At 65.3% G+C, this 11,461-nt stretch carries 9 protein-coding genes and 1 pseudogene; 5 read left to right on the top strand and 5 right to left on the bottom strand.

What is annotated here, in order from left to right; genetic code table 11:
• Positions 1-5: 5 nt before the first annotated feature.
• Entirely contained in the window at positions 6-794 is a 789-nt protein-coding gene (locus tag AC0MAZ_RS17045; protein WP_267812541.1) for a formate/nitrite transporter family protein, read from the bottom strand.
• A gap of 297 nt (positions 795-1,091) precedes the next feature.
• Here AC0MAZ_RS17045 and AC0MAZ_RS17040 point away from each other — a divergent pair, with 297 nt between their 5' ends.
• Both AC0MAZ_RS17040 and AC0MAZ_RS17035 read left to right on the top strand, forming a co-directional pair.
• Positions 1,092-1,919, top strand: coding sequence for a DNA-binding protein (locus tag AC0MAZ_RS17040; protein WP_203646335.1), 828 nt, complete (start codon positions 1,092-1,094; stop codon positions 1,917-1,919).
• Positions 1,920-2,132: 213 nt separating this feature from the next.
• On the top strand, positions 2,133-3,026 hold the full coding sequence (locus AC0MAZ_RS17035; RefSeq protein WP_475858663.1) for a sterol desaturase family protein: 894 nt from the start codon (positions 2,133-2,135) through the stop codon (positions 3,024-3,026).
• Here the strand turns inward: AC0MAZ_RS17035 and AC0MAZ_RS17030 are convergent.
• Positions 3,009-3,695, bottom strand: coding sequence for a helix-turn-helix domain-containing protein (locus AC0MAZ_RS17030; protein WP_203646339.1), 687 nt, complete (start codon positions 3,693-3,695; stop codon positions 3,009-3,011). The two genes, AC0MAZ_RS17035 and AC0MAZ_RS17030, sit on opposite strands and share 18 nt — an antisense overlap.
• 203 nt (positions 3,696-3,898) lie before the next feature.
• Here AC0MAZ_RS17030 and AC0MAZ_RS17025 point away from each other — a divergent pair, with 203 nt between their 5' ends.
• Entirely contained in the window at positions 3,899-5,578 is a 1,680-nt protein-coding gene (locus tag AC0MAZ_RS17025) for an MFS transporter (protein ID WP_475858662.1), read from the top strand.
• 60 nt (positions 5,579-5,638) lie between these two features.
• On the opposite strand, the gene AC0MAZ_RS17020 is transcribed toward AC0MAZ_RS17025, so the two are convergent.
• Positions 5,639-6,208 (bottom strand): hypothetical protein, encoded by a 570-nt coding sequence (locus AC0MAZ_RS17020; RefSeq protein WP_475858661.1) that lies wholly within the window; start codon positions 6,206-6,208, stop codon positions 5,639-5,641.
• Positions 6,209-6,299: 91 nt separating this feature from the next.
• Positions 6,300-6,686, bottom strand: a complete 387-nt coding sequence (locus AC0MAZ_RS17015) for a VOC family protein (RefSeq protein WP_234561489.1) — start codon at positions 6,684-6,686, stop codon at positions 6,300-6,302.
• A 141-nt stretch (positions 6,687-6,827) separates the two neighbouring features.
• On the opposite strand from AC0MAZ_RS17015, the pseudogene AC0MAZ_RS17010 reads away from it, so the two are divergent.
• Together AC0MAZ_RS17010 and AC0MAZ_RS17005 are read left to right on the top strand one after the other, a co-directional pair.
• Positions 6,828-7,619 (top strand): annotated as a pseudogene (locus AC0MAZ_RS17010) (PAS domain-containing protein); the annotation flags it as partial.
• A gap of 90 nt (positions 7,620-7,709) precedes the next feature.
• Positions 7,710-8,204, top strand: coding sequence for a methyl-accepting chemotaxis protein (locus AC0MAZ_RS17005; RefSeq protein WP_371349979.1), 495 nt, complete (start codon positions 7,710-7,712; stop codon positions 8,202-8,204).
• Here the strand turns inward: AC0MAZ_RS17005 and AC0MAZ_RS17000 are convergent.
• Positions 8,179-11,460 (bottom strand): transporter substrate-binding domain-containing protein, encoded by a 3,282-nt coding sequence (locus AC0MAZ_RS17000; protein WP_475858660.1) that lies wholly within the window; start codon positions 11,458-11,460, stop codon positions 8,179-8,181. The two genes, AC0MAZ_RS17005 and AC0MAZ_RS17000, sit on opposite strands and share 26 nt — an antisense overlap.
• Between the last annotated feature and the right edge of the window lies 1 nt (position 11,461).

The raw sequence follows: 11,461 nt of genomic DNA, 5'->3' as shown, positions 1-11,461 counted from the left end.
GCCAGCTACTGCAGCGCGCCCTGTTCCTGAGCCGGTGCGCCGAACGAGACGTAGTAGGCCAAGCCGACGAAGATCGCCCCACCCACGGCATTGCCCAGGAACACCGCCGCCAGGTTTTCCAGCAACTGCCCCCAGCTCAGGTAGCCGGCAAAGATCGCCGCCGGGATCAGGAACATGTTGGCCACCACGTGCTGGAAGCCGATGGCGACGAAGGCCATGATCGGGAACCAGATGCCGAGGATCTTGCCGCTCATCTCACGGCTGGCGTACGACAGCCACACCGCCAGGCACACCAGCCAGTTGCAGCCGATGCCGGAGACGAAGGCATGCAGGAAATCGGCACTGACCTTGCTGGTGGCGCCCGCCAGGGTCTTGCCCAGGTACGGCCCCTCGGTCAGTCCGAGCAGATGGCCGAAGCAGTAGGCGACGAACAGCGCGCCCAGCAGGTTGGCCAGGGTCACCAGGGCCCAGTTGCGCGCCACCGCCCACAGGCGGATACGTCCGGCGAACATCGCCAGGGGCAGGCTCATCATGTTGCCGGTAAGCAGTTCGCCCCCGGCCAGGATCACCAGGATCAGGCCGATGGGAAACACCGCGGCGCCCAGCAGGGTGCCGAACGAGGCCCATGGTGTGGGGATCATGGTGCTGACGTGGATCGCCAACAGGAAACCCAGGGAGATGAACGCCCCGGCCAGGAAACCGAGGATCAGGGTGGCGCGGGTGGGTAGATGGGCTTTACGGGTGCCGGCTTCTATGACCAGCTCGGTGATCCGGGAGGGGGTATTCACAGACATTTCAACAACTCGAACGCAAGGACGACGGCTCAGGCCGTGGATCGGGGTTTGGCAGCAGCGGGGAAGGCTTCGAAGCGGGCGGCACGTTAGCTGAGGCAATTTGACGCGGTCAAATCGATAGGCTGGATGAGGTGATAGATATCATCTATGAAGGGCGGGTGTTCAAGCGGGCTGTACTATATCAAAGCGACCGTAATGGACGACCTGCAACCGACGCGCTTGAAAAGGCGGCGCGGGACGTGCAGTATTCAGCAAATTACATGGTACATGCCATGGTATGTAATGGTGGAGTGAGCAATGGCCCGTATAGGCATCGACAAGGCAGCGGTTCAGCAAGCGCGGCAGGCGCTGATGGCCCGGGGTGAGAATCCGAGTATCGATGCGATACGTATCGAATTGGGCAACACCGGGTCGAAGACCACCATCCACCGCTACCTGAAGGAACTCGATCGCCAGCCTGTGTCGCTGCTGGGCAACAGTACGGCGCTGAGCGAACCGCTGGGGCGGATGGTCGAGCGACTGGCCGCGCAATTGCAGGAGGAAGGGCAGGCACGCATCGATGCCGCCGAGGCTGCCGCACAGGCCCATTGCGCGGCGATGCAGGCTGAGCTGCAACGGGTCCAGCGCGAACTGGCCGGCGCGCTGCGCCAGGTCGAGACCTTGAGTGGTGCGCTGCACGTCGAGTCCGAACGCCTGGCCGCCAGCCAGGCCAACCTGCAGGCCGAACAGTTGCGCAGTGCCGGTCTGAGCCAGTCCCAGGGCGAACTGCAGGCGCGCCTGGCCGACAAGGACGAGCAACTGCGCGCCAGCCTCGAACAGCGCCAGCAGGAGCAACGCCGGAGCGAGACCCAGGTCCGCCAGTTGCAGGGCCAGTTGCAGACCCTGCAGCAGGGCGCCATCGCCCGCCAGGATGAGCTGACCCGCCTGCACCGCGACAATGAGCGCCTGCTGGCCGAGCAGCGCCAGGCGACGGCACAGAGCAGGTTGCTGGACGAGCAATTGCAGCAGCGTGACGCCCAGGTGCAAGGGTTGCGGGCGATACTGGCCCAGGCCCAGGGCGCCAATGACGAGATGCGTCGTCAGTTGGCGGCACGAATCCAAGGCGCGATCGACGGTCCCCTGTAGGAGCGGCCTTGTGCCGCGAAAGGGCTGCGTAGCGGCCCCAGGATTTCAGCGTCGATGCAAAGATCGCCGGGGCCGCTTTGCGGCCCTTTCGCGGCACAAGGCCGCTCCTACAGGGACGTGTGCAGGCCTGAGGCAGGAAATGCGCCGTTCGTTCAAGCGTCACGTTCAGGCACCAGGCAACACTCGCGGCTCCATCCATGACCGGAGCCTTCCATGCGCATCCTCTATGCCCCATGCTTCTTCCTCGGTTTCATCGGCACAGCCGTCTACCTGATCAACCTCGGCGCCGACATTCTCTGGCTGCTGCCCCTGCTCGGCGTGGCCATCCTGCTGTCGTTCACCTGCGAAGCGCTGTATCCGTACAAGCCTGCCTGGAGCGAGGCTGACGGGGAGGGCGGGCGCGATGGCTTGCACGCGCTGGTCAACGAAACCCTGAATGTCGCCAGCATCGCCACGATTCCACTGTTCGCCGGCTGGCTGCCGGCCAGCGGGCTGTGGCCCAGCCACTGGCCGGTGCTGTGGCAATTGCTGCTTGCCATACCCCTGGCCGACCTGGGCATCACCCTGGTGCACTACGCCAGCCACCGCAGCGCGCTGCTCTGGCGCCTGCACGCGGTGCATCACAGCGTGACCCGGCTGTACGGCTTCAACGGCCTGATGAAGCACCCGCTGCACCAACTGGCCGAGGCCCTCGGCGGTGTGCTGCCGTTGCTGTTGCTGGGCTTGCCGCAGGATATCGCGGCGCTGCTGGCCTTCAGCATCTCGGTGCAGTTGCTGCTGCAGCACAGCAATGTCGACATGCGCATCGGCGGCCTGCGCCATCTGTTCGCCTGGGCGCCCGTGCACCGGCTGCACCATCTGAAGTACGGCACGCTGGGTGACGTCAATTTCGCCCTGTTCTTCCCGCTGTGGGATCGCCTGCTGGGGACCGCGCTGCATCTGCCTGGTTATGGGCTGGCCGATGACGACATGGGCATTGGTGATCGCCCGGACTACCCGCAAGCATACCTGGCACAGCTGCGTGAGCCGTTTCGCCCGGCAGCCACGGCGCAGCCGCCGGCACCACTGCCACGCGGCCTGCGCCAGGCCCTAGACCAGCGAGTCTGAGCGCAGGTGGCGCAGGGCCTCGCTGGCGCGGATACCGAACTGCTGACGCAGGCTGCGTGAAAGGTGCGCCGAGTCGGCAAAGCCCGCGGCCATGGCTGCTTCGGTCAGGGAGGCGCCGGTCAGGGCTTGGCGCAGGGCTTGGCGTAGACGCTGCCACAGCACCAGGCGTCGTACCGACAGGCCGAGGCTGTCGCTGAACAAGCGTTCCAGCTGGCTGATCGACAGCGCGGCCTCCTGCGCCAGCGCCGTGGCAGGCAGACGCTGGTCGTCCAGCGCACGGATCCGCGCCAGTGCCCGGTTCAGGCGAGGGTCCAGCGAACGGCGCGGTGTCAGACGCAGTGCTTGGGCCAGACCGGGGATGCTACGGGGTGCCTGTTGGCAGACGTCGAGCAAGGTCTCCAGGGAAAACGCCAGAGGTTCGGCGAACAGAGTGATGCAAGGCGGCTGATGAGCGAGGATGGCGTGGGGCTGCAGCGACCCGATGGCCAGCAACCTGCCGCTGCGCTGCTCGCCCGCGATCTCAACGCACACCTTGCCCTCGAGGGGCAGCAGCACCTGATGGGCATAGTGGGCGTGTGCACTGGTACGGCCCGGCGTGCCGAACAGCAGGCAATGGTCATCGGCCAGCCAGAGTCGACCTCGCCAAGCGCCGTCCTGTCGTTCGTTCATCCCTGCTTCCTATCCAAATTGGCCCATAAACACTCATGCGAGTGGATATCGTTCAAAGGCCGATTATGCTTGAGGTGACTTGCCGCGATCCGAGGCCGATGCCTCGTCGTGCTTCGCGCAGCCTGCAATGCCCTTGGGCCTGGGTGCGTGCTTTGGGATCTGCTGGAGCACTCCGGTCTACCACAACCAGACGGAGGCGACCCATGGCGGTCCTAGACAGCGCATCCACGGGCAGTAGCGCGCCCCAACGTGGCATCACCCGGGAGGAGCGCAAAGTCATCTTCGCCTCGTCCTTGGGCACCGTGTTCGAATGGTACGACTTCTACCTCTACGGATCACTGGCGGCGATCATCGCCAAGCACTTCTTCGCCGGGGTCAACGAGACCACCTCGTTCATCTTCGCCTTGCTCGCCTTCGCCGCCGGCTTTGCCGTGCGGCCATTCGGCGCCATCGTGTTCGGGCGCCTGGGCGACATGATCGGGCGCAAGTACACCTTCCTCATCACCATCGTGATCATGGGTATATCCACCGCGGTGGTGGGGCTGCTGCCCAGCTACGCGACCATCGGCGTGGCCGCGCCGGTGATCCTCATCAGCCTGCGCCTGCTGCAGGGGCTGGCGCTGGGCGGCGAGTACGGCGGCGCCGCGACCTATGTGGCGGAACATGCGCCCAAGGGCAAGCGCGGCTTCTTCACCGCATGGATCCAGACCACCGCCACCCTTGGCCTGTTCCTCTCGCTGCTGGTGATCCTGGCCTGTCGTACCGCCATGGGTACCGAGGCGTTCGAGGCCTGGGGCTGGCGCATACCATTCCTGCTGTCGATCCTGTTGCTGGCGATCTCGGTGTACATCCGCCTGCAGCTCAACGAGTCGCCGGTATTCATGAAGATGAAGGCCGAAGGCAAGGCGTCGAAGGCGCCACTGACCGAGTCGTTCGCCCGCTGGGACAACCTCAAGGTGGTGATCATGGCGCTGCTCGGCGGCACCGCCGGGCAGGCGGTGGTGTGGTACACCGGGCAGTTCTATGCGTTGTTCTTCCTGCTGCAGACGCTGAAGATCGACCCGCAGACCGCCAACCTGCTGATTGCCGGTTCGCTGCTGATCGGCACGCCGTTCTTCATCGTCTTCGGCAGCCTGTCCGACCGCATCGGGCGCAAGAAGATCATCATGGCCGGCTGCATCATCGCCGCGCTGACCTACTTCCCGATCTTCAAGGCACTGACCGAGTACGGCAACCCGGACGTGTTCGTCGCCCAGGAGCAGAACCCGGTGGTAGTGGTGGCCGACCCCGGGCAGTGCGCGTTCCAGTTCGATCCGGTGGGCAAGGCCCGGTTCACCAGCTCCTGCGACATCGCCAAGAGCCTGCTGGCCAAACGGGCCATTCCCTACGAGAACGAGAAAGCCGAGCCTGGCAGCGTGGCGCAGATCCGCATTGGTGAGCGGGTGATCCCGAGCTTCGAGGGCAGCAGCCTGGCCGCGGCGGACCTGAAGACCCAAAGTGATGCCTTCACCGCCACCCTGACGGCGGCCCTGAAGGAAGCCGGCTACCCCGAGAAGGCCGACCCGGCGAAGATCCACTACCCGATGGTGTTGTTGCTGCTGAGCATCCTGGTGATCTACGTGACCATGGTCTACGGCCCGATCGCTGCCTGGCTGGTGGAGCTGTTCCCGGCGCGGATCCGCTATACCTCCATGTCGCTGCCATACCACATCGGCAACGGCTGGTTCGGCGGCTTCCTGCCGACGGTGGCCTTCGCCATGGTCGCGGCGACCGGGGACATCTACTACGGGCTGTGGTACCCGATCGTGATCGCGGTGATGACCGCGGTGCTGGGGATCTTCTTCCTGCCGGAAACCAAGGATCGCGACATCAACCACACCTGACCGCCCGCAAGCCCGCTCCACACGCTCGTGGGAGCGGGCTTGCCCCGCGATGACGGTTGATCAGTCGAAGTACCCACGCAAGGTAAATCGGTACCCGACATCCACCGCCGCCATCTGCGGTTTGGCATAGGTTCTCTTCAGCACGAACTCGATCGCCGGTTCGTACAACCCGTCGCGCACCACGGCGCCCGCCAGTACCTCCACCACGTACCAGCCGTTGTCCAGCTCGATGATCGGCCGCCCCGGCTCCTGGTAGCGCGCCAGCAGGTCGCCCAGGGTCTTGTTGGTGAAGTGCTGCAGGACGCGCCAGGTGAACAGTATCAGCGCACGGTTCTCGACCCGCAGCACATACCCCGCACGACGATGCTTGAGACGGCTGCCGGGCTCCAGCAGTGCCGGCGTGCGCTCGTCGAGGGTGAACAGGATGCGATAAGGCAGGTTATCGATTCCGGCCAGCGGCAGGATCACCCCTTGCGCCACCGCCAGGTCGCCGCTGTCGGTGCTGGTGAAGGCGCGGGCGAGGTCGTCGGGCAGGTCGTGGTCTTCCTTGAACTGTTCGAGCAGTTGAACATCGCCAAGCAGGAAATAGTCGATCAGATCGTTGAGCACTTCACTGAATTCGTAGCGCATGGGTTGTCCTTGTTCTGGCTGCGCCGGGGGAAGCCAGCAATGTAGCAGCCTGCGGGGAATGCCACGCAGGTTTCAGGCGGACACTTGGCCGCTAATGCCGCTGGGCGATCTGGATCAGGTTACCGCAGGTGTCGTCGAACACGGCCACGGTGACAGGGCCCATGGCGGTGGGCGGCTGGGTGAACTTCACGCCGGCCTTGCACAGCCGCTCATACTCGGCCTGGATGTCGCGCACGCCGAACGAGGTGGCGGGAATGCCGTCCTGCTTGAGCGCGGCCTTGTAGGTCTTCGCCGCAGGGTGGGCGTCGGGCTCGAGCAGCAGTTCGACGCCGTTGGGGTCGTTGGGGGAGGTGAGGGTGAGCCAGCGGTGCTTGCCCATGGGGATGTCGTGCTTGGGTTCGAAACCCAGGACATGGTGGTAAAAGGCCTGGGCTTTGGCCTGATCGTCGACGAGGATGCTGGTGACCACGATCTTCATGCGTACCTCTCCGGTAATGCGCCGTTGCCTGAGTATAGAGAGTGTTTGCGCGGCCTCGGGTTGGGGCTTGTTGGCATCGCCAAGCTGCGAACGGACAGACGGTACAAATGCCTAATCCAAAAGTGATATCAGATCGCTTGCATGGCGCTTGGGCCGATCTATGCTCAGGGCATCCCGTGGATACAGGAGCCCCGGCCCATGTTCGAATACCATCGCAAGTCCGATCTGGTCGAAATCCAGCGCGCCCGGCAGGCCCTGGCGGGCATGGAGGCGAAGCTGGCCGCGATCAGCCGTTCCATGGCGATGATCGAGTTCGCGCCGGATGGCACGATCCTCGAGGCGAACGAGCATTTCTGCAAGACCATGGGCTACAGCGCCGACGAGATCCGCGGCAAGCACCACCGGATCTTCTGCGACCCGACCTACGCCAAGAGCGCCGAGTACCAGCAGCTCTGGCGCGAGCTGGGCGAGGGCAAGGCCATCAGCGGCACCTTCGAACGCCTGGACAAGGCCGGTCGCGAGGTGTGGCTGGAGGCCAGCTACATGCCGGTGATCGACGAGCGCCAGCAGGTCACCAGCGTGATCAAGGTGGCCTCCGACATCACCCGCCACGTGATCGAGGAGCACGAGAGCGAAAGCCTGCTCAAGGCCATCGGCCGCTCCATGGCGGTGATCGAGTTCACCCCGGCCGGGCGGGTGATCAAGGCCAACCAGAACTTCCTCGATACCATGGGCTATCGCCTGGAGGAAGTGGTCGGGCGCCACCATGGGCTGTTCTGCCTGCCCCATGAGCGCGAGTCGGCCGAGTACCGCGACTTCTGGGCCTCGCTCAACCGCGGCGAGTACCATTCGCACCGCTTCGAACGCGTCAACAAGCAAGGCCAGACCGTGTACCTGGAGGCGTCCTACAACCCGATCTTCGACAACAAGGGCCGGTTGTACAAGGTGGTGAAGTTCGCCAGTGACATCACCCGTCAGATCAGCACCCAGCAGACCGCTGCCGATGCCGCCCACGCCAGCTCGATGCAGACCGACGCCTGCGCGCGCAAGGGCACCCAGGTGGTGCAGCAGGCGGTGGAGGTGATCGAGCAGATTTCATCCGAGCTGAACGATGCCGCCCGCACCATCGACGCGGTAAGCAAGCAGTCCGAGGTGATCGGCCAGATCGTCCTGACCATTCGCGGCATCGCCGACCAGACCAACCTGCTGGCACTCAACGCCGCCATCGAGGCGGCCCGGGCCGGCGAGCATGGCCGGGGCTTCGCCGTGGTCGCCGACGAGGTGCGTAACCTGGCGGCGCGTACCAGCAAGGCGACCCTGGAGATCGTCGAGGTGGTGCGACAGAATCATGACCTGTCACTGACCGCAGTGGCCAGCATGCAATCGAGCCTGACCCGTACGGGGCTTGGCGTGGAGCTGGCCAACGAGGCTGGCACGGTGATCATGGAGATACAGCAGGGTTCGCGGCACGTGGTGGACGCCATCAGCCAGATCAGTTCGACCCTTCAATTGCACTGAGGCTCTGGCGCAGTTCCAGCTCCAGGCTGCGCAGGCTGGCCTGGAGCCGGGCGAGCAGCCGGTCCACCGGTTCGCCTTGGGCGATGGCCTGCTCCAGGGCCTCGCAGTCCTGTTTCACGCCCCTGACCTTGAGCATCTTGGCGCCCCCCTTGACCCGGTGGACCACGGGCACCAGGGCCTCGGGTAACGGATTGGCGCCGAGCGCCTGCAGTGCTTGCAGGTCTTCGGCGCTGCTTCGTGCCAGTTGCTCCAGCAGGCGCCTGATCAGCTGGTTGTCGTCCTGGGTGAGGTGACGCAGCTCGGCCAGGTCGAAGCCGCTGGAGCGCGGCGCTTCCCCAGCCGGGTCAGGCTGGGGCGCGGCAGCCAGTGGCAGGCAGGCCTTGAGCGCCTGCAGGCCGATCGGCTTGAACAGGCATTCATCCATGCCGTTGTCCAGGCAGCGTTGACGCTCTTCGGCCTGGGCGTTGGCGGTGACGCCGATGATGCGACAGGCCGATGAGCCAGTCTCGCGCTCCTGCGCCCGAATGGCGCGGGCCAGCTCATGGCCATCCATGACCGGCATGCTGCAGTCGGTGATCACCACGTCGAAATGATCCGCCTGCCAGAGTGCCAGCGCCGCCTTGCCCTGGTCGGCGAGGCTCACCTGGTGGCCCAGCAAGCGCAGCTGTTTGTCCAGCAGCAGCAGGTTGGCCGGGTAGTCGTCCACCACCAGGACCTTTAGCGGCCCGCTGAGGGCTGCGACCACCGCGTTGTCGGGCATCGCGTCGGCGCTGGGCTCGGCGCCGGGCAGGGTGAGGCGGACATCGACCTGGGTCCCCAGGCCCTCGATACTGTGCAGGGTCAGTTCGCCCCCCATGAGTTCGCACAGCTCGCGGCTGATCACCAGCCCCAGGCCGGCACCCTGGCGCGCCTGTCGACCATCGACCTGGGAGAAGGTGGTGAACAGCCGCGCCTGGTCGCTGGCACCGATGCCTACGCCGCTGTCCTTGATCTGCAAGCTGGCCTGCTGCAGGCCGCCATCGAGCGAGGTCATCAGCAACGACACGTCGACCTGACCGTGGTCGGTGAACTTGATGGCATTGCTCAGCAGGTTCGACAGCACCTGCTTGAGGCGCAGCGGGTCGGCGAGCACCCAGGCCGGGGCGGCAGGCAGCACCGCACGCAGTGCCAGCCCCTTGAGGCGGGCGCTGCCCTCGAAGATCCGCAGGGTGGAGCGAATCAGCTCGACCAGGTCGATGGCCACCGGTTGCAGGGTCATGTGGCCGGACTCGATGCGTGAGATGTCCAGCACATCGCCGATCAGCTCGAGCAGGCCGATCGCCGAGTCGTGGGCCGCCTCCAGGGCCTGGCGATCGCTATGACCGTGCCGGCTGTCCTCCAGGGCCATTTCCAGCAGGCCGATGACGGCGTTCATGGGCGTACGGATCTCATGGCTCATGACCGCCAGGAAGGTGCTCTTCGCCCGGCTGGCCTGTTCGGCATCGTCCTTGGCCTGGCGCAATTGTTCGAGCAGGCCGCGGCTGAGCGCCAGCTGCTCCTGCAGCGCGCGCTGGGCCTCGCTGCGCTGGTGGATCAACTTGCGCAGGTAGGTGTTCCAGAACACCACGCCAGTCAGCAGCAGGGCGGCCAGTACCAGGACCTGCAGGGCCAGGGTGCGGTAGTTGCGCCAGGGACTGTCGCTGACCACGGTGTTGGTGCGCCAGCGATTGACCAGTTGCTCCAACTCGTCGGGTGGAATGCTCAGCAACGCTTTGTCGAGGATCGCCTGCAACTGGTGTTCCGTCGGGCTTACCGCGAAGGTCGCCAGCGCCGGTTCGTCGCCCAGCAACCCGGCAATCCTGAGCCGGCCGTTGAACACCTGGTTGATGAAGTAGGTGGCATTGATCTGCGAGCTGAGGGCGACATCGGCGTCACCGTTGGCCACGGCCTCCATCAGTTGCAGGGGGTTTTCCCGTTCGACGGTGCGCAGGCCTGGGTACTGGCGTTCGAGCCCTTCGAGCGAAGGCGAGCCGCGCAGCAACGCCACCCGTTGGCCTTGCAGAGGTTGCACGGCGTCCAGCGCTGGCGCGTCCTGGCGGGTGACCAGGACCCGTGGGCTGATCATGTAGGGGCGGCTGTAGCGCATGCGCTGGGCGCGAAGCACACCGTAACCGATGGCAGCGATCATGTCGGCCTTGCCCTGGGCAACCTGCTCGACCATGTCCTCGAACGATTCCGACTCGACGACCTGGAAGCGCAGGCCGGTGCGCAGGCCAATACGCTCCAGCAAGTCCAGGGCGATGCCCCGTGGTTGCTGTTGGGCATCGGTAAAGCTCAGCGGCGCGAGAGAGGTGTTGATCATCACCTTGATCTGCCTGTGTCGGGCGATCCAGTCGCGCTCCTCGGCCGTCAGGGCGTCCAGGCGACGGTCGAGCAGGACACTGGTGCTGCCTCCGGTCCAGCGTCGCAGGATGTTCAGTCGCTCACTGTCGGCGATGCGTCCCAGGGCGAGGTCGACCAGTTGCAGCAGGCGTTGGTTGTCGCGCGCCAGGGCAAAGGCGAAAGTGCTGGTTGGCGCCTTGACGAAGTGATCGACCTTGACCCGTTCCTGGAAACCCTTGGCAATCGCGTAGTCGGCGCTGATCGCATCGCCCAGGTAGACATCGGCCTGCCCCAGTGCCACCGCGGCGACACCGGCGAGGGTGGAGCGGTAGAGGTTCAACTGCGCGCGTGGGTAGAGCTGCTGCACCGTGTGGATGGGCAGGTAATGGTCGACCATGGCCAGGCGCAGGCCTTCCAGGTCGTCACCCTCGGGCAGGCTCTGGTTCTGTCGCGACACGATCACCGGCAGGTCGTCGGCATAGGGCGTGCTCAGTACCAGGTCGGCATCACTGGCTTCGAAGGCATTGGAGCTGCCCAGCAGGTCGATTTCGCCCGCACGCAGCGCGTCGAGGGCCTGGGCGCGGCTGGTATAACGGCGCACCTCGATCGGCACACCCAGTTGTTCGGCGATCAGACCGGCGTAGTCGGCGCTCAGGCCCTCGTAGTCGGCCTGGCTGATGTTGATGTCGAAGGGCGGGTAGTCCGGGTGCGAGCTGCCCAGTACCAGGCGCCTGCGTTCATTGAGCCACTGGCGGTCGGAAGCAGCCACCGCCAGCGGCGGCGCCACGCTCAGGGCGCGGGCCAGCAGGTGGCGGGGCTCGCTGTGCACTTGCGCCTGGGTGGGCAGCGACAGCAGCGCGACCAGCAGCAGGCAAAGCGATGTCCCCTGGTGCATG

The sequence above is a fragment of the Pseudomonas sp. A genome (assembly GCF_056270345.1).
The sequence above is the reverse complement of the archived record's forward strand: the minus strand, read 5'-3'. Positions and strand labels throughout refer to the sequence as shown.